The organism is Mesorhizobium sp. MC2-1-1 (genome assembly GCF_057597255.1).
Genome location: NZ_CP195205.1, coordinates 1253736 through 1272203 on the forward strand (window position 1 = coordinate 1253736; position 18468 = coordinate 1272203).

At 64.0% G+C, this 18468-nt stretch carries 18 protein-coding genes; 9 read left to right on the top strand and 9 right to left on the bottom strand.

The window, feature by feature from the left end; translation table 11 throughout:
* Positions 1-173: 173 nt before the first annotated feature.
* The 4 genes from ACR64R_RS06355 to ACR64R_RS06370 all read left to right on the top strand — a co-directional run bounded on the left by ACR64R_RS06355 (position 174) and on the right by ACR64R_RS06370 (position 4479).
* A complete protein-coding gene (locus ACR64R_RS06355) occupies positions 174-1088 on the top strand; it encodes a carbohydrate ABC transporter permease (RefSeq protein ID WP_487360832.1) in 915 nt (304 codons plus the stop codon).
* On the top strand, positions 1088-1945 hold the full coding sequence (locus ACR64R_RS06360) for a carbohydrate ABC transporter permease (RefSeq protein WP_487360833.1): 858 nt from the start codon (positions 1088-1090) through the stop codon (positions 1943-1945). Before ACR64R_RS06355 ends, ACR64R_RS06360 begins: the two co-directional genes overlap by 1 nt.
* Positions 1946-1968: 23 nt before the next feature.
* Positions 1969-3933, top strand: coding sequence for a glycoside hydrolase family 127 protein (locus ACR64R_RS06365; protein WP_487360834.1), 1965 nt, complete (start codon positions 1969-1971; stop codon positions 3931-3933).
* A 318-nt stretch (positions 3934-4251) separates the two neighbouring features.
* Positions 4252-4479: an autotransporter domain-containing protein gene (locus tag ACR64R_RS06370; RefSeq protein ID WP_487360835.1), complete on the top strand. Its 228-nt coding sequence runs from the start codon at positions 4252-4254 to the stop codon at positions 4477-4479.
* 41 nt (positions 4480-4520) lie between these two features.
* On the opposite strand, the gene ACR64R_RS06375 is transcribed toward ACR64R_RS06370, so the two are convergent.
* The 7 genes from ACR64R_RS06375 to ACR64R_RS06405 all read right to left on the bottom strand — a co-directional run bounded on the left by ACR64R_RS06375 (position 4521) and on the right by ACR64R_RS06405 (position 11787).
* Positions 4521-5327, bottom strand: coding sequence for an endonuclease/exonuclease/phosphatase family protein (locus tag ACR64R_RS06375; RefSeq protein ID WP_487360836.1), 807 nt, complete (start codon positions 5325-5327; stop codon positions 4521-4523).
* 24 nt (positions 5328-5351) lie between these two features.
* Positions 5352-6812, bottom strand: coding sequence for a phospholipase D-like domain-containing protein (locus ACR64R_RS06380; RefSeq protein WP_487360837.1), 1461 nt, complete (start codon positions 6810-6812; stop codon positions 5352-5354).
* 119 nt (positions 6813-6931) lie between these two features.
* Positions 6932-8092, bottom strand: coding sequence for an FMNH2-dependent alkanesulfonate monooxygenase (gene ssuD / locus ACR64R_RS06385; protein WP_487360838.1), 1161 nt, complete (start codon positions 8090-8092; stop codon positions 6932-6934).
* A gap of 41 nt (positions 8093-8133) precedes the next feature.
* Positions 8134-8982 (bottom strand): ABC transporter permease subunit, encoded by an 849-nt coding sequence (locus ACR64R_RS06390; RefSeq protein WP_487360839.1) that lies wholly within the window; start codon positions 8980-8982, stop codon positions 8134-8136.
* A complete protein-coding gene (locus tag ACR64R_RS06395; protein WP_487360840.1) occupies positions 8979-9773 on the bottom strand; it encodes a taurine ABC transporter ATP-binding protein in 795 nt (264 codons plus the stop codon). The genes ACR64R_RS06390 and ACR64R_RS06395 overlap by 4 nt, the downstream gene beginning before the upstream one ends.
* A 59-nt stretch (positions 9774-9832) precedes the next feature.
* The gene (tauA, locus tag ACR64R_RS06400; protein WP_487360841.1) at positions 9833-10843 is read right to left on the bottom strand and encodes a taurine ABC transporter substrate-binding protein; all 1011 of its coding nucleotides are present in this window, start codon (positions 10841-10843) and stop codon (positions 9833-9835) included.
* Between the two features lie 296 nt (positions 10844-11139).
* Complete coding sequence (locus tag ACR64R_RS06405; RefSeq protein WP_487360842.1) at positions 11140-11787, bottom strand: class I SAM-dependent methyltransferase; 648 nt, start codon at positions 11785-11787, stop codon at positions 11140-11142.
* Between the two features lie 418 nt (positions 11788-12205).
* On the opposite strand from ACR64R_RS06405, the gene ACR64R_RS06410 reads away from it, so the two are divergent.
* The 3 genes from ACR64R_RS06410 (at position 12206) to ACR64R_RS06420 (ending at position 15256) form a co-directional block, all read left to right on the top strand.
* On the top strand, positions 12206-13672 hold the full coding sequence (locus tag ACR64R_RS06410) for an HD domain-containing phosphohydrolase (RefSeq protein WP_487360843.1): 1467 nt from the start codon (positions 12206-12208) through the stop codon (positions 13670-13672).
* Between the two features lie 90 nt (positions 13673-13762).
* Positions 13763-14035 (top strand): hypothetical protein, encoded by a 273-nt coding sequence (locus tag ACR64R_RS06415; protein ID WP_487360844.1) that lies wholly within the window; start codon positions 13763-13765, stop codon positions 14033-14035.
* 87 nt (positions 14036-14122) lie between these two features.
* A complete protein-coding gene (locus ACR64R_RS06420; RefSeq protein WP_487360845.1) occupies positions 14123-15256 on the top strand; it encodes a substrate-binding protein in 1134 nt (377 codons plus the stop codon).
* 91 nt (positions 15257-15347) lie between these two features.
* On the opposite strand, the gene ACR64R_RS06425 is transcribed toward ACR64R_RS06420, so the two are convergent.
* Positions 15348-15599 (bottom strand): hypothetical protein, encoded by a 252-nt coding sequence (locus ACR64R_RS06425; protein ID WP_487360846.1) that lies wholly within the window; start codon positions 15597-15599, stop codon positions 15348-15350.
* 89 nt (positions 15600-15688) lie between these two features.
* Complete coding sequence (locus ACR64R_RS06430) at positions 15689-16438, bottom strand: DUF899 domain-containing protein (protein ID WP_487360847.1); 750 nt, start codon at positions 16436-16438, stop codon at positions 15689-15691.
* A 121-nt stretch (positions 16439-16559) separates the two neighbouring features.
* On the opposite strand from ACR64R_RS06430, the gene ACR64R_RS06435 reads away from it, so the two are divergent.
* The gene (locus ACR64R_RS06435; protein ID WP_487360848.1) at positions 16560-17780 is read left to right on the top strand and encodes a helix-turn-helix domain-containing protein; all 1221 of its coding nucleotides are present in this window, start codon (positions 16560-16562) and stop codon (positions 17778-17780) included.
* A gap of 32 nt (positions 17781-17812) precedes the next feature.
* On the top strand, positions 17813-18454 hold the full coding sequence (locus ACR64R_RS06440; RefSeq protein WP_487360849.1) for a Vgb family protein: 642 nt from the start codon (positions 17813-17815) through the stop codon (positions 18452-18454).
* The last annotated feature ends 14 nt before the right edge of the window (positions 18455-18468 follow it).

Sequence of the window (18468 nt, forward strand, 5' to 3'; positions counted from 1 at the left end):
CGGCGGGTTCGCGCCGCCCTTCTCCCCTTATGGGAGAAGGTAGATCGGCTCACAGCGCCGAGACGGATGGGGGGTGCTGCAGGGAAAGCCAGCGGCTCACTCCGCTGGAACCCCCCTCATCCGTCGCCTTCGGCGATATCTTCTCCCACAAGGGGAGAAGGGGGAGCCCAGCCATGACCGCCATCACAGCTTCAGCGCCGGCGCGAGCACACGCTACCAGCCTGCGGCAGTGGGTCGGACTGCTCTACGTCCTGCCGGCCGTCGCACTCGTCACCGTCTTCTTCGTCATCCCGCTCGGCATGACGGCCTGGATGTCGCTTCACAACTGGCCGCTGATGGGCGAGCATTCCTTCATCGGCCTCGACAACTACATTGCCATTTTGCGCGACACGCGCTTCTGGAACGCGCTGAAATTCACCTTCTACTACACGGTGGTCGTCACCATCGCGATCTTCGCCGTCGCTTTTCCGTTGGCGATCTTCATCGAAAGGCCGCGGCCGCTCACCAACCTCTACCGCACCGCTTTCTTCATGCCGGCGGTGGTGGGTTTTGCCTCGGCGAGCCTGCTCTGGTCCTGGCTCCTGAATGTCGATTCCGGCTTGTTCAGTCCCGCCGCCTACGACCTCGGCCTCACCGAAAGAAAGGTCAATCTTCTCGCCACCTTCCACCCGGCCTTCTGGTCGATCATCGCCATGGTGGTCTGGAAGGTCGCCGGCTTCACCATGATCATCCTGATGACTGGCCTGCAGTCGATCCCGCAGGATTTACAGGAGGCCGCCGTCATCGACGGGGCAGGGCCTTTCGCGAGGTTCAGAGCCATCACCTTGCCCTTGATGCGCCGCACGCTGGCGCTGGCGCTGATCCTGTCGGTGGCGGGTTCGATCCTTGCCTTCGACCAGTTCTACATCATCCTGCGCGGAGGGCCGCGCAACCAGACGTTGACGGCGGTGTACTGGATATTCAACCAGTCCTTCGTCTCGTTCAAGCTCGGCTATGGCGCGGCACTTTCGATGGTGCTGCTGGTCATCCTGGTCGCGCTCAGCCTCGTCCAGCTCTGGCTGCTGCGCAAGCCTGAGGGGCTCGACTGATGGCCGAGGCAATGTCGCGCAACCGGAAAGTCGGCTTCAGCCTGGCCAGGCATTCCACAGGCCTGATAGCTTCGGTGCTGTTCCTGGCGCCGATCGTCTGGACAGTGCTCTCTACCTTCAAGCCGGCGCAGGAGGCGCGCCAGCCGCCGCTGCCGCCCTGGCCGACGAGTGGCTTCTCCATCGAGAACTACGAGACGCTGAACACCTTTGGTGACGGGCTCTGGGCCTCGGCGCAAAACAGCATCTATGTCTCGGTGATGACGGTGCTGCTGTCGGTGCTGGTCAGCGTGCTCGCCGGCTACGGCTTTTCGCGTTTCCGCTTTCCGTTCCGGGATTTCTTCTTCGTCCTCATCCTGTCGACGATCATGATCCCGTTCCAGTCGATCCTGACGCCGATCTTCCTGGTGCTGACGAAGCTTGGCCTGCACAACACGCTGACCGGCCTGGTCTGCGTCTATGTCACGCTGCAGCTGCCTTTCTCGATCTTCATGATGCGCAACGCCTTCGACGCGGTGCCGCGCGAGATCGAGGAGGCCGCACGCATGGACGGCGCCGACAACGTCACCATGCTCATCAAGGTGATGCTGCCTTTGGTCTGGCCGGGCGTTGTCACCATCGCGCTGTTTGCCTTTCTTGGCGCCTGGAACGAATTCCTGGCAGCTCTCGTGCTGATGACCGACCAGTCGAAATTCACGCTTCCGGTTATGATGACGGCGCTCCAGTCCGGCCGCTTCGGCGCCATCGACTGGGGTGCCGTGCAGGCCGGCGTCACCGTGATGATGGTGCCTTGCCTGATCTTGTTCCTGGCGCTGCAGCGCTTCTACATCCGCGGCCTCATGGCCGGGGCCGTCAAGTAATCCGCATCGAATGGAGTGACGTTATGACCGCATCGCAACCCGCCGCGCAGACCGGCGTCTCCGCCAGGCCGAAGCTTGCTTTCCGGCCGCTTCCCGTGCCGCAGGTGGATGTGCGCGGCTTCTGGGGCGACCGTGTCGACGCGGTGGCTGCCAGGACCGCGGGCATCCTCTACGACCGGTGCGTCGAAGCGCGCATGTTGGAGCAGATCGATCCGGACTGCCCATCGCCAGGCGTCGTCATTCCGTTCCATGTCAACGACGGTTTTACCGCTCGGACCGTGACGACGCAGATGTTTTGGGATTCCGATTGGGGCAAGACGATCGAAACCGCTGCCTATTCGCTCTACCGGCGCCGCAACCCGGATCTGGAAAAGAAGATCGACGCCGTCATCGACATGTATGGCAAGCTGCAGCAGGAGGACGGCTATCTCTCCAGTTGGTACCAGCGCATCCAGCCTGGCCTGCGGTGGACCAATCTGCGCGACTGCCACGAGCTCTATTGCGCCGGCCATCTGATCGAGGGCGCGGTCGCTTATTTTCAGGCCACGGGAAAGCGCAAGCTACTCGACATCATGAGCCGCTACGCAGACCACATCGCCGACACGTTTGGGCCCGAGCCCGGCAAACGGAAGGGCTATTGCGGCCATGAAGAGATTGAGCTGGCGCTGGTCAGGCTGGCGCGCGCCACCGGCAACGACAAGTATATGAAGTTGGCCAAGTATTTCATCGACCAGCGCGGCCAGCAGCCGCATTATTTCGATGAAGAGGCGCTGGCGCGTGGCGCCGACCCCAAGGACTTCCACTTCAAGACCTACGAATACAACCAGTCGCACAAGCCGGTGCGAGAGCAGGACAAGGTGGCCGGCCACGCGGTGCGGGCGATGTATCTCTATTCCGGAATGGCTGACATTGCGACCGAGTACGGCGACGACACGCTCAAGGTGGCGCTGGAGCGGCTGTGGGACGACCTCACGACAAAGAGCGTCTATGTCACCGGCGGTCTTGGTCCATCGGCCGACAATGAGGGCTTCACCAGCGACTATGACCTGCCCAACGAGACTGCCTATGCCGAAACCTGCGCCTCGGTCGGCCTGGTGTTCTGGGCGAGCCGCATGCTCGGCATGGGGCCGAACGCCCGCTATGCCGACATGATGGAGCGGGCTTTGTACAACGGCTCGATCTCCGGCCTGTCGCGCGATGGCTCGCTGTTTTTCTACGAGAACCCGCTGGAGAGCCGGGGCGGCCATCACCGCTGGAAGTGGCACCGCTGCCCCTGCTGCCCGCCCAATATCGGCCGCATGGTGGCATCTATCGGCAGCTATTTTTACGGCCTGGCCGACAATGCGCTGGCCGTGCATCTCTATGGCGACTCGGCCGCGCGCTTCGAGATCGCGGGCAGGCAAGTCACCTTGTCACAGACCAGCAACTATCCCTGGGACGGGGCGGTCGCGATCGAGATCGGGACCGCGACGCCGGTCGAGTTCACGCTTCATCTGCGCGTGCCCGGCTGGTGCCGAAAGGCAGCGCTTCGTGTGAACGGAAAGATGATCGACCTCGACGCCGCGACGAGCGAGGGCTACGCCGCCATCCGGCGAGAATGGCGAAACGGCGACCGCGTCGAGCTCGACCTCGAAATGTCGATGGCGCGCCTCTTCGCCAACCCGCAGGTGCGCCAGGACACCGGCCGCGTGGCGTTGGCGCGCGGCCCGCTGATCTACTGCGTCGAGGAAACCGACAATGGCGGCGGGCTGCACCGCATCGCCCTGCCGCGCGAGGCCAGACTCGAGGCGCACAAGGAGCCTAACCTGCTCGGCGGCATCGTCACCCTCTCGGCCATCGGCAGCCGGGCCAAGACGGAAAACTGGGGCGCCGATCTCTATCGTTCCGAACCGCCTGAAACGGAGGAGATGATGCTCAAGGCCGTTCCCTATTTCGCCTGGGACAACCGCGATCCCGGCGAGATGCTGGTCTGGCTGAGGGAGGGGTAGGCTTTATCGCGTGAGCGAATTTGAGGCGCTGGCAGGGCTGAGGGGGGGAGGATCGCTGCCTCGACTGTTAGCGCATATTCTTCCGCGTCGCTGATCCCGAAGCGCCTGCCTCTCGCTGCTCCTCCAGCGCTGCTTTGACCAGCGCATTGCCCGCCCAAACCGAGAGTGCCTCGCCTTCGGTCGCCTTCTAGAGAGCGGGGCGGCGGCGCTGCAAAGCGCGGCCGCCAACACCGGCGTGACCTTCACCACGCTCGGCCTGCAAGCCGCGCCCGACTTAGCCTTGGGCGACACCGCCGCGCCGATTAGCGGCACGCTCGGTTGGCGGCATGCTTCGGCGACACCACGCCGCTCTCGATCTTTGCCCTTGCCGGCGGGTCGTCCTTCACGATCGCGGGCGTGCCTATCGCGCGCGACGCGGCTCTGGTGGAAGCCGGCCTCGACTTGAACCTGACGCCGGCCGCCACCCTGGGCGTCTCCTATAGCGGCCAGTTCGGCTCGGGTCTCTCCGACCAGTCCGTGCGTGCGGACTTCAACTGGAAGTTCTGAGAGGAAGTTTCATCCTATGCAGGCTGGATCGTTGGCGGCATCTACAGATGCACGAAAGCCGTCAGCGGCAGGTGGTCGGAAGCCACGCGTGACAGCGGCGTGTCATGCGCCTCCACCGCTGAAACCAGATCGTGCCGGTTGCCCATGATGCGGTCGAGCGCCAGCACCGGCAGGCCGGACGGGAAAGTGGGCACCGCCGGCGTCGGACCGAAGGTGGTGTGCAGCGTGTTCAGGGCCGAGCGATTGCCGAGCCGCCATTCGTTGAGGTCGCCGAGCAGAAGCGTCGGCCTTTCATCCGCGCTGCTCATGATATCGAGTACGACGCGGGCCTGCTCGGAGCGCGAGCGTCGCAGCAGGCCGAGATGGGCGGCGATCACACGCAGCGTCCGCTTCTCGTCGAGGTCGATCTCGGCGACCAGCGCACCGCGCGGCTCCAGCCCGGGCAGCTTGATCTGGTGGACATCCCGCACCGTACCTCGCTTGAACAGGAGCACGTTGCCGCGCCAGCCATGCCCCTTGCCGTTGCCCGAGACCGGCACCGGCACCAGTCCCGTTTCCAGTTCGAGCCGAGCCAGGTCGAGCAGTCCGGCCCTGTCGCCGAAACGGTTGTCGGCTTCCTGCAGCGCGATCACGTCGGGGCTCATCTCCCGGATGACCCGCGCCGTCCTTTCAGGGTCGAATCTGCGGTCGGTGCCTATGCATTTGTGGACGTTGTAGGAGGCAACGACGATTTCGGCACCGTTGACTCGCTTGCGCGGCGTGGCCTTCGCCTTCCGCTCGTTCCTGGCGCGGATCGACAAGAGCACGGTCTCCGGCAGGCTGCGTCCCTTTATGGCGTTTTTCTCCATGGTCCCGATGCTCGATATCCTGCTCTAAAGATAGGGTGATCCCAGCCACAGCAAACGGTCGAAGACGCGGATCAGGAATGGCCTTGCCTTCAGGGTCTGCAGCGTCACCGGCTTGGCGTTTGAGATGGCCGCCCCAATGCGGGCGTCGATCTCGGCGGCGAAGTTTCCGTCCAGGACTTCCATGTCGATCTCGAAATTAAGCCTCAGTGAACGGGCGTCCAGATTCGAGGAGCCGACATAGGCCCATACGCCGTCGATTGCCATCAGCTTCGAATGGTCGAACGGGCCTTCGTGGCGCCAGACGCGGCAATAGTGCTTCAACACCTGGTCGAACTGCGCCGTCATCGCATGATCGACGAGGAAAAGGTTGTTCACCGCCGGCACGACGATGTCGATTTCGACGCCACGGCGGCCCGCCGTGGTCAGCGCGCTGATGAATTCGCGATCCGGCAGGAAATAGGGCGACATGATGCGGATCGATTTGCGCGCGACCGAGAATGCGCCCATCAGCAGTTTCAGGTTGGTTTCGTTGGACGCGTCCGGCCCGGAGGCGACCGCGCGCACCAGCACCGGCCGACCGGGCTCCTGCGCGGCTTGCTCGACCTTCCAGGGCCCGTCCTTCAAGGCCTCGTTGCCGGCAAAGCGCCAGTCTTCGGCGGCAACCGAGAACAAGTCGGCCACCACCGGCCCGGTGACCTCGAAATGGGTGTCCTGTGAACTTTCGGTACCGGCGAATTCGGCCGAGAATCCCTTGCGGATGTTCATGCCCCCCGTGAACGCCACCGCGCCGTCGACGACCAGGATCTTCCTATGGGTCCGCAGATTGGCATAGGGAAGTCGCAAGCCCATGACGATATTGCCGTTGAAGAGGTCAACGGTGACGTCGGCTTCCCTGAGTTGCTTGAGGATGCTGGGCACCGAATAGCGAACGCCGACGGCGTCGATCAGCACCCGCACCGCGACGCCGCGCTTGACGGCGTTGCCGAGCGACTGGATGAAAAGCGCGCCGACGGCGTCATTGTCGAAAATATAGGTTTCCAGGATCACGCTTCTTTGCGCGGCGTCAATCGCACGGCACATCGCCGCGTAGGCCTCGTCGCCGGTTTTGAGCAAGGCGATGGTGTTTCCCGAGGTGAGCGGCCGCCGCGCCACCCTGTCGCCAAGCGTTTTCAGGCCGGTAAAGCGCTGGCCGTATTCGGCGTTGATCAAGGCCTCGAGCGCGACGTCGCGGTCATGCCTGGCGGCGGCCGCCGCGCTGGAAACCGGACGCATGGCGCTGATCGTCGCGCGGCGGATGCGGTTGATGCCGGCGATGGCGTAGATGATCGCGCCGAGGAAGGGCGACAAAAGCATCACGCCCACCCAGCCTGTGGCGGCGCGCACATCCTCCTTCGTCATGATGGCATGGACGATGCCCACCGCCGCCATCGCCAGCGAAAGGATCAGGATGAATACGGACCAGTGACTCGCGATCGCCTCAAACATCGACCCGACTATTGTGCGAGGAAGAGAGGAAGGCAATGCGGGTGGTCAAGGCTATTGCGGCAAATGCGCGCTAGCCTCGGCGGCGCGCACGAGTTGCCTCGTTTGCGGTAGGAAGGACGTTACGAGGCGGATGCCGCGAGTGTAGGACGTACGCCGCGTCCGAACTCAACGTCCCAACTGCGTTCCGCCGGGGTGGCTTCGCCACTCAGCCCGAGTTTTGGGAAAAGTAGTTCGGCGACGTTGAATGCCTCTTCAAGATGCGGGTAGCCGGACGCGATTATTGTTTCGATGCCGATCTCCTGATACTCGCGAATTCGCGTGGCGACATTGTCGGGATTGCCAACCAGGGCGGTTCCAGCGCCCCCACGCACCAGTCCAGGCCCGGCCCACAGATTCGGGCCGACAACCAGCCGGTCCCGCCGGCCTTGATGCAGCGCCGACATCCGCTTTTGGCCGACCGATTCCGAGATATTGACGAATCCGTTCTGGGCTTCGGCGATCAGGTCGTCCGTTACGTGGCTGATCAGGCGATCGGCGGCTGCCCAGGCCTCGTCCTCCGTTTCGCGCACGATCAGATGGATGCGCAGGCCGAAGCGGATCGAGCGGCCTTGCACCGCCGCCGCCTTTTTCACACGATCGATTTTCTCGGCGAGCTGATCAACCGGTTCGCCCCAACTCAGATAGGCGTCCACGTGCTTGGCGGCGATTGCAATGCCGGCATCGGAAGAGCCGCCGAACCAGAGCGGTGGATGCGGTTGCTGAATGGGCGGAAAGGAAATATCGGTGCCATGAGCCGAAAGGTACTTGCCGTCGAAGTCCGCCGGCTCGCCTGAAAGGATCCGTCGCCAGATGGTCAGGAATTCGTCGGTCTGCTGATAGCGTGCGTCGTGGTCGAGCTTGTTGCCGTCGCCGGCGAGGTCGGCAGGATCCGCGCCGGTGACGACATTGAGCAGCACCCGGCCGCCGGATATGCGGTCCAGCGTGGCCGCATGGCGCGCAAACAGGGCCGGCGTCCCGCTGCCAGGCCGGAGCGCCACGAGGAACCTCAACCGTTCGGTGAGCGGGATCAGCCCGGCCGCAACGATCCAGGCGTCCTCGCACCGCGTTCCGGTGGGCAGTAGTACACCCTTGAAGCCAAGCCGGTCGGCGGCCTGCGCGATCTCCTTGAGATATCCGAAGGTTGCCGGCCGGTGCCGCTGGTCCGTGCCGAGATAGGGTCCATCGCCATGAGTCGGCAGATACCAGTAGAGATCGAGCGGGCGGGAGTCGTTGCTGGACATCGGATCGTTTCCTTCAGCAATTGCGGAATCTTGGGCAAGCCTCAGAGCTTGCCTTTCCAGGGGATGAGGCGGTGTTCCAGCCAGCGCATGCCGCTGGTGAAGGCGAAAGCAAGGACGGCGATGACAATAAGGCCGACGAACACGACGTCGGTGGCGAGGAAATTGGCCGCCGACATGATCATGTAGCCGAGCCCGGACTGGGCGGCGATCAGTTCGGCCGCGACCAGTGTCGACAATCCGGCGCCGATGGCGATCTTCAGGCCGGTCAGGATTTCCGGCAATGCGGATGGTAGGATGATGCTGGTGAACAGCTGCAGCCGGCTGGCGCCAAGCGATAGCGCGGCGTTGATGCGTTCAGCTGGCACTGACCGGACACCAGCCTGCGCCGCAAAGCAGATCGGGGCGAAGGTCGACAGCGACAGCAGCACGATCTTGGAGGTCTCGCCGATGCCGAGCCAAATAATCAGCAGGGGAAGGTAGGCCAGCGGCGGCAACCCCCAGTAGAGGTTGATCGGCACGCTGAAGATGCCCTTGACCCAGCGGTTGAGCCCCATGAGCAGGCCAAGCGGAATGCCCACGAAAATGCCGACGCTGAGTGCCGCGGCAATGCGGCCGAGGCTTGCCAGCGTATGGTCTAGCAGCGTGCCGTTGGCATAGCCGTCGGCCGCGACGGCGCTGAACTGGGTCAGCACCTCGGCCGGCGAAGGTAGGAAAAGTGGCGACGCCCAGCCGAATTGCGCGGCGAGGAACCACAATGCGATCAGTGCGGCCAAAGTGAACAGGCTGATGCCGAACGTGCTTGCCGATGCAACTCGGCGCGCCCGGAGAGAAGGCCTTCGCAGAGCTGCCGCGGGCGGGACCAAGGTTCGGGAGTTGGCGGCAAGCGTCATTGCAAGGTTCCTGTGCGGGCGCCTTTAGGCTGGTGGATGAGCGAGCGGATTTCCTGCCGCAGTTCGATGAAACGCGGGTGGGACTGGATCGTCCCGATGTCGCCGGTTTCCGCGAAGTCGCGTACGAAGTGGGCGTCGAATCGGGCGACGATGCGGCCCGGGCGGGGCGACATCACAACGATGGTCGTGCCGAGCGTGAGGGCTTCCTCGATCGAATGGGTGATGAACAGGATCTGCTTGCCGGTCCTGGCCCAGATCGAGGCCAGAAGCTGCTGCATCGTCTCGCGCGTCAGGCTGTCGAGGGCCCCGAACGGCTCGTCCATCAAAAGGATCTTCGGATCGGTGGCCAACGCCCGCGCGATACCGACGCGCTGGCGCATGCCGCCCGACAGTTCATAGGGCGGCTTTTCAGCGAAATCGGCGAGCCCGACCAGTTCCAGCAGGTGCCTTGACCGCTCATGCCGTTCGCCGCGCGACACGCCCCGGTACTTCAGGCCGAGTGCAACATTGTCCAGCACATTGGCCCAGGGCAGCAGGGTATCCTTCTGGAACACCACGCCACGATCGCCGCCTGGCGCCACGATTTCTCGTCCGTCCAGCGTGATCGTGCCTTCGGTGAGCGGCAGGAAGCCGGCGATCGCGTTCAGCAATGTGGACTTGCCGCAGCCGGAAGCACCGACCGCGACAACGATGGAATCGGGAGCGATATCGAGCGAGACGTGATCGAGCGCATGCACGTCCTGGCCGTCGGAAGCCGGGAAGGTGACGCTGGCATCGCGGATTCGAAGCATGGTGGCCTCCTGGCGATTTGGCTGGTGTGCCAGCCAAATCGGATTTTCTTCAGGGATGGCTAGTTCGAGGCCTTGGCCACTTCCGCATATTGCGGATCGGCGAAGGCCGCATAGCTGTCCTTGACCGACGTGATCTTGTGCTGGTCCTTTAGGAAGCTCGCGGTGTCCTTGAGGATTTTCGCGACCGCGCTTTTCTCACCGCCGCCCAGCCATTTGTCGGAGACCTGCTCGTCGAGCGGCGGAACGACCGTCGTCTTCAACTGCTCCGAATTCTCGGCCGCCGTGCCACCCTGCAATTTTGCGATCAGCCTGGCGCTCTCGGAGTCCGGGCCCCATGCGGCAGGGTTGCTCAGGTAAGCCTGGTTGTAGCCGTCGATTAGCCGGACATACTGGCCGAGGAACTCGGGATTGGCCTTGGCGAACGCACCGGTGACGACCAGCGCACTGAAGGTTGGCGCGCCACGATCGGCGACCTGGCCGGCCGTGAGCAGGACCTTGCCGCTCTTCTTGAGCTCGGACAGCGCCGGATCCCAGACGAAGCCGCCATCAATGTCGCCGCGCTTCCAGGCAGCGACAATCTCGGGCTGCGGAATGGCTATGACCTGGGTCTCCTTTTCGGAAATGCCTTCTTGCTTGAGCACGGCGAGAAGTTGGTAATGATCGGTGGAGACCGGCGCCGCGGCTAGCTTCTTGCCGCGCAGATCCGCCGGCGACTTGATTTCGGGCCGCACCACCAGGGCCTCGCCGTCACGAGAGACCGACGAGATGTAGAACGCCTTCACATCGATGCCCTTGCTGACGGCGGCGGAGAACGGGCTCGATCCGACATCGCCGATCTGGACGTCGCCGGACGCGATGGCGGCGAAGATGTCGGCGCCGGAATTGAAGCGGCGGAATTCGATGTTCCAGCCGGTCTTCTTCGCGAGGTCGCCATTGGCGATGCCAAGATTATAGGGGTTGGCGCCAGTCTGGTAGGCGATCACGACTTTCTTGTCGTCCGCGGCATTAGCAGCGGTGTGAACTGAAGTCAGGGCAAGCCCGAAAAGGGCGGCGGAGATCAATTTTCGCATGGGCTTTAATCCTTTGAACAGAGGGCAGAGCCTCGATTGCAGCCAAACAGAGGGCCATGACTTAAAGTCCACTAAAATTATAGAATTAGATAGGAATGAAATTCCGAAAGCCTGTTCGTCGATAAAAAAGAATTGGACTGAGATGCCAGCTGCCTAAGAAGGGCCGTTCCACTCGGGCTTGCGGCGGGAAACCGTGGCCAGCTGACCCTCGCGCCGCGCAGCTATGCGCCGGCGATGAAGCTTCCGGCAAATGTTCAGTTTCGGTCTGAACGCTGCGCTCACCAGTCGTAGCCGGCTTACAGCTTCCTGAAGAACCCCGACAGAATATTCGGACCTGTTTCGCCGGACCGGAGCCGGATCCCGTCCTCGAAGCAGTTCATCGTCACGCATTGGAAGCCGCTGTGCGCGAGGAGTGCCACCAGCGAGTCACGGTCGAAATGGTGCAGGTGTTCGTTGGGTAGGCGCATGCGCCACTTGCGGAACCACGTGTCGCCGTCGGCGCCGAGCTCGCGCCAGCGGCAATAAGGGACAGCGATGGCCAGGTGGCGGGCCTGAAGGCGGGAGAGGAAGCTCAGATCGGGGATGTGCTCAAGCACGTCGAACATGGCGACGAGATCCCACGCGCTGGCGAGTGCCTCATCCCAACCGAGGAAGCGGACGCCCTTGGGCAGCGGAAACCTGGCAATGTCGCAGCCGGCGCAGTCCGCGACTCCGGTTATCTTGGCGGCTTCGATGAATGTGCCGGTGCCATATCCAATCTCCAGCACGGATCGAGGAATCTCGCCTGTGATGCCAAGCACCCAGCCAAGCCGCTGGTATCCCAGCTTGATGGTCCGGTCGCTCAGGTCCTCGTAATAGGAAATGTATTCCTTGTCGTACTTGATCGGTGTGAAGTCGATCTGGTGGATCACGCCAAACCTGTCGACCTCATAGTTGTTCAACATTCGCACATGGCCTCCGGATAGCGAAACCTTACATGGCGGAGCTAACGCAAGGTAATGGACAGCTGACGGTTTGGGTATTCGGGCGCGGCGGGGCGCCGTTGCACGGCAAGGCCGGAAAGATGGATGCCTATCCTCAAAATCACGGCCCACGAGAATTTGGTCACAGGTCGCGGATCGGTCGCTTGGCTCGATCGCGGGGTTATGGCCAGGCAAAGCGGTCTCCGTCGCGAATGACGGCCGGCTCGGGACTTTCCCCTAGGTATTGTCGGCTTGTGGGGGTAGATATGACGCACTGGGGATGCGCACGATGACAGACGCCTCGATACGCCGGGCGGACTTCATGATGGTCCTTGCCTATGCTTCGGACCTTGCCACCGGCCATTCGCGTGACTTCGCGCTGAAATCCTGCGTGCTTGCAATGCGGATCGCCGAGCTTGCCGGCCTTCCCGACCAGGTTCGACGCAATGCCTATCATCAGTCCATGCTGCGTTACGTCGGCTGTAATGCCGATACGGACCTGCTGTCAGCTACCTTCGGCGACGAAATCGCGCTCCGCCAGGATCTCGTCGGTCTCGACATGGGCAACCGTGCGGAACTGGGCAGGGTTTTTGTACAGGCCTTCAAACGGGTCTACTACGACCTGGCTCCTGACGCGCAGGCCAAGGCCATCGAGGCCGCGATGTCGCAGGCGCTCGCCGTGGCCCGCCCGGTGCTCACGGCGCATTGCGAGGTCGCTCAGCGGATCGGCGAGCGTCTTGGCCTATCCGAGGACATAAGGCGTAATCTCGGCCAGATCTACGAGCGCTGGGACGGCAAGGGCCTGCCTCGTGGGTTGAGCGGCGAGGATGTTTTGCCGGCCGTGCGTCTGATCACACTGGCGCAGGATGCCATTGCGCTCAGCGAAACAGTCGGTATCGACGGGATGGCCGAAACCATCGCCAGTCGCGCCGACGGCCCCTACGAAGCGGATCTGGCCCGGCTCGTCTCGGTCAACGCGGCGGGCCTGATGGAAGGCATCGGCCCGACCGTCGACCGCGATACGATCCTGGCGCTGGAGCCCGATCCGCCGGTGACGCTGAATGAGGAGGCTTGCGACGAGGCGTTCCTCGCCATTGCTGACATGATCGACATGCGCATGCCGTTCACGCTGGGCCATTCGCGCATGGTGTCGGAACTGGCCGCAGGTGCGGGCAAACGGATGGGGCTGCCCGAACCCGACGTGCGCGCGCTGCGCTGGTCTGGCTGCATCCATGATATCGGCGAGCTTGTGGTGCCGGTGGCGACGTGGATGCGAAACGGTCCGTTGTCGGTGCGCGAGCGCGACGCGGCGCAGTTGCACGCTTATTACGGTGAGCGGGCGTTGGCCTCCTTCGGCCACGACGGCGACGCGATGGGTGCGCTTGTGCTGCGTCACCACGAACGCCTGGACGGTTCGGGATATCACCGCAAGGTCGGCGGTTCCGACCTGTCTCCGGCGGCCAGGATCCTGGCCGCCGCCGAGGCCTTCCAGACGTCGCGGGAGGAACGTCCGCATCGCAAGGCGCTGTCCAGCGAGGCGGCGGCGGCGCAGCTGCGTGCGGCTGTTCGTGATGGCTGTGTCTGCCCCGACGCCGCCGAGGCCGTATTGTCATTCGCCGGGCAGCAGTCGCGGCGGGGCTTGCCGCAGGCGCTGGCCGGCATGACGCCGCGCGAAATCGAGGTGCTGCGCCTGATCGCCGCTGGCCTTGCCGCCAAGGAAACGGCTGGCAAGCTCGACATCTCGCCCAAGACCGCCGACCACCATATCCAGAGCGTCTACGCCAAGATCGGCGTGGCCACCCGCGCCGCGGCCGCGCTCTATGCGGTCGAGCACGGCCTTGTGCGGCCGGGCGATACGCCGGCATAGGGAATCCACCCCATGTGCGCCCGCTCGGGCGCGCGCATCGTGCCCCTGTCGACGGACCAATGGTGGCCGCGACCGACAGGAGGAATTGAGATGCTTCTCGCAACGACCAAGGTGGCGGACGTCGACCGCTTCATCCGCATCTTTTCGACCAAGGGCGCCGACAAGCGCCGGCTGCACGGTTCGAACGGCGCAACCGTGTTCCGCGACCCCAGCGAACCCGACCGCGTCTGGGCGATCTTCGACTGGGACGCCGAGGGCTGGAAGAATTTCGTGTCGGACCCGGAGGTTACCGCGATCCTGCAGGAAGCCGGGCATGTCGGCAAGCCGCAGGCGGCGCTGCTGCTCGGCCACTACGAGGCCTGACGTCAGCGCTGCGCGCCGCCTGCCGTTGGCGGCGGCGCGCCCGACGAAGAACTCAGAAGACGAAAACCCCAGAATGGAGAAATCAAGATGGATCCGAAACCGGTCAAGATCGGTCTCATCGCCGAACTCACAGGCCCATTGTCTTTCATGGGCATCGCCAACGCCAACCTCACCACCATGCTCGTCGATGACATCAATGCCAAAGGCGGCTTGCTCGGCCGGCCGGTGGAACTTGTCATCGAGGATGGCGAAACCATCGACAGCGTCGCCAAGGCAAAGGCGGCGAAACTGGTCGACGTGGACAAGGTCGATGTGGTCATCGGCGGCATCTACAGTTCGACCCGCCTGGCCATCAAGAGCGAGGCGGTCACCCGGGGCAGGACGCTCTACATCTATACCGAACAGTATGAGGGACAGGAGAACGATCCGCTGATCTTCTGCACGGGCCCCGTGCCGGCGCAGCAGGTCGAGCCGCTGATCCCATGGCTCATGAAGACCACCGGAGCCCGGAAGTTCTACCTGCCATCAGCCGATTACATCTGGCCCCATTTGCTGAACAGGGCTGCTAGCCGGGCGGTGCGTGCCAATGGCGGCGAGATCGTCGGCGAGAGGTATTTTCCGCTGGACACAGTCGATTTCCAACGCACGGTGCAGCAGATCATGTCGAGTGGCACCGAAGTGGTTTTCAACACTATCGTACCTCCGGGCCTGACGCCGTTTTTCGAAGAGCTGCACGAGGCCGGCTTCGGCAAACGCGGCGGCAAGATCGTCTGCACCTACTTCGACGAGAACTTCTTCAATCTGGTGCCGTCCGAGCAGATCGAGGGCCTCTACAGCTGCCTCGACTACTACCAGGAACTCGACGAACCGTTCGGTCGAGCGCTCTTGCGCCGCTACAGCGAACGATTCCCTGGCAGTGCCACGTTGACCGCGGGCAGCGGGTGCACCGGCCACTTCCGGGCGGTCAAGATGTGGGAGGCGGCGGTGAAGGAAGCGGGCAGCGTCGAACGCGATGCGGTTATTCGGGCTCTTGATCACGCCCGGATAAGCGAAGGACCGGGCGGTCCGGCCGAGATGGTTCGCGGCCAGCACCATGTTCGCATGAACATGTACATCGCGCAGGCACGGCGCGGTCAATTCCGGGTCGTGAAGAACCTGGGTCCGATCGATCCGAACGAGCGCGTGCTTACCGGTGAATCCGAACTGAGCCATGCGGGGTGAGCGTCGAGATGGCTTCCTCACTCCCTTCGCGAACTCCCGGCGGCTGACGGGATAGTCATGGCCGTTAGTCGATTAACGCCGAGGTCGGACCCTACGCCCGCCTGGCCACCAACCGTAGCCATGGAGCAAGGTGGAACGCCGCCATCAGGAGATACATCGGCACCATCCCGGTCAGCATGGTGGCTCCGGCGCCGGACATGCACGTCATGTCGGGGCCGCTATGGGCGGCCGTCAGCAGCGCCATCATGGCGAAGGTCGGGGCCGCGGCGAGACAAAGCCAGTCGGCGAGGCCGAAGCTCGGGCTGGCCGGGCGAGGGGCAATGTCGGGATTGTCGATGCTCATCTCTTCGACCTTTCGAAAAGTGGGGGCTCTCAGGGCGGGTTTAGAAAAGACCGGCTCCGGCGGTTTGCGCCGCCGGAGCCGCATCACGCTCAGGCGTCTTTGTTGCGGAACGCCGCTTCGCCGACATCCGTCACCTCGACCCATCGCTGGTCGGGGGCGGCACCTTCCTCATAATTGTCGTGCCAGTTCCACCACTTGTAGGTCGGCGTCTGCGGATAGCCTTCGGGCGAATCCTCCCACACCTCCTGGCGGCCGAGCGGGGTTGCGTCGAGATAGCTCCACACCGTGCCCATGTTCTCGTCGCCGCGGACATTGATGAAATAGGTGCGGAAGACACGGTTGCCGTCGCGGATGAAGACGTTGTGGCCGTGCCATTCGTCGACGCCGAAATCCTTGTCCCAGCTGTCCGTGATCGTGTACCAGGGCATCTTCCAGCCCATCCGCTGCTTCAGCCTGGCGATGTCGGCCTGCGGCGCGCGCGAGGCATAGGCAAGCGTGGTGTCGCGGGCGTTGAGATGGGCGAGATTGCCGACCTGGTCGGCGCCGAGCGAGCAGCCGCGGCAGGCATGTTCAGGCCATCCGAAGACGCCGGGCTCGAAGAACGCGCGGTAGATGACGAGCTGGCGGCGCCCCTCGAACAGGTCGAGCAGGCTCGCCTTGCCCTTCGGGCCTTCGAACACATAGTCTTTCTCGACGAGCAGCCACGGCATGCGGCGGCGCTCGGCGGCCAGCGCGTCCTTGGCGCGGGTGAGCGCCTTTTCCTTGACAAGCATCTCCTCGAGGGCGCCTTCCCACGCTTCCTGGGAAACGACCGGCGGTGTCTTCATATGTTGGGTCATTGCTCTTGTCCCGTTCTTGGGTTTGGTTGGGGGTGACGGGCAAAGACTTAGGGCCGGACGGCGCGATGGCGGGAGTTACAAGTGTGACGCGATTTGCTGCGACAGGCCTTGAGGCGATGGCATGGACTCGCTGATCAACGCCGCCGGTCGCGCGCTTGCGGCAGGCGATCCGCTCGGCGCCTTGAAGCGCGTCGCGCTGCGCGCCGACGCGCCGGCACTGGCGCTGCGCGGCATAGCGATGGCGCAGCTCGGCGATTTCGCCAAGGCCAAGGCGCTGCTCAAGGATGCCGCCCGTGGCTTCAGTCCGAGAGAAGCGGTGGCGCGTGCTCGCTGTGTCGTCGCCGAGGCCGAGATCGCGCTGGTCTCCCGCGACCTCGGCTGGCCGGAAAAGGCTCTGCGATCAGCCCGGGCGACGCTCGCCGCGCATGGCGACCGGCTGAACGCCGCCTATGCCGGCAGCCTCGAGGCGCGCCGTCTCATCCTGATCGGTCGGCTCGACGAGGCCGAGCGTCTGCTGTCCGACTTCGATCCGGCGCCCTTGCCGCCGGTGGCGCGCGTTGCGCATGAGCTGGCTGCCGCGGGCATCGCGGTCCGGCGTCTCAGGACCAAAGCGGCGCGCTCGGCCTTCGGCAGGGCGGCGCTTGCCGCCTATCAGGCCAACATCCCGGCGCTGCAGGCGGAAGTCGAAGCGGCGTCCCTGGTCATGAACACGCCGGTCGGCCGGCTGATCGCGCAAGGTTCGAACAAGGAATTGCTGCTCGACGGGGTTGAGGCGTTGCTGGGCTCGGGCGCGCTGGTCATCGATGCCTGCCGCAATACCGTGCGCAAAGCCGATGCGATCGTTTCGCTGGCAACGCGGCCGGTGCTCTTCGCGCTGGCGCGCACGCTCGCCGAGGCATGGCCGGCGGATGCCTCGCGCGAAGCGCTGCTGAGGCGCGCCTTCCGGGCAAGGCATGCCGATGAATCGCACCGCGCGCGGCTCAGGGTCGAGATGGGGCGGCTGCGCGCCGAGCTCGCCGGTCTGGCCGAGATCAATGCGACGGCGGCCGGTTTCGCGTTGATGCCGCTGAGGGCCGCCGAGGTCGTCGTGCTGGCGCCGCCGGTCGAGGAAGAGCATGGCGCGGTGCTTGCCTTTCTGGCCGATGGCGAGGCCTGGTCGAGTTCGGCGCTGGCGATCGCGCTTGGCGCCAGCGCGCGCACCGTCCAGCGCGCCCTGGAGCAACTGTCTGCCGAGCGCAAGGTGCAGCCAGTAGGTCGTGGCAGGGCGCGCCGCTGGATGATGCCGCCGGTGACCGGATTCCCGACTGTCTTGTTACTCCCGGGTCCGCTGCCGACTGACTAGTCTGCGGCCATTGTTCGAATGGAGATCGAAAAATGAAACGAACCGCCGCCGAAATCCTGCGCGAATACGGACCGTTCCCCGGCGTCGAGCGCGTCAATGGCGTTACCTATGACGGCGAAAATGTCTGGTTCGCCAGTGGCGAGAAGCTGCACGCGCTCGATCCCGACAGCGGCATGATCGTGCGTACGATCGATGTCGCCTCCCATGCCGGTACCGCCTTCGACGGCGAGTATCTTTACCAGATTGCCGAGGATCGCATCCACAAGGTCGACCCGAAGATCGGCAAGGTCGTCGCAACCATTCCCGCCCCCGGCAACGGGGGCGACTCAGGCATGGCTTGGGCCGAGGGTTCGCTCTGGGTCGGCGAATACCGCGCACATAAGATCCATCAGATCGATCCCGAAACGGGCAAGGTGATCCGCACGATCGAATCGAAGCGCGTCGTCACCGGCGTGACCTGGGTCGATGGCGAGCTCTGGCATGCCACCTGGGAGGGCGAGGAGGGCGATCTGGTGCGCGTCGACCCCGACACAGGCGATGTGCTGCAGGAACTGACGATGCCTTCCGGTGTGTCGGGACTGGAATCCGATGGCGGCGGCTGTTTCTTCTGCGGTGGCGGAAGCAGCGGCAAGATCAAGGCCGCGCGGCGTCCGGGCCATGAGGCCGGCAAGTAACAGGCGGGAGGGCG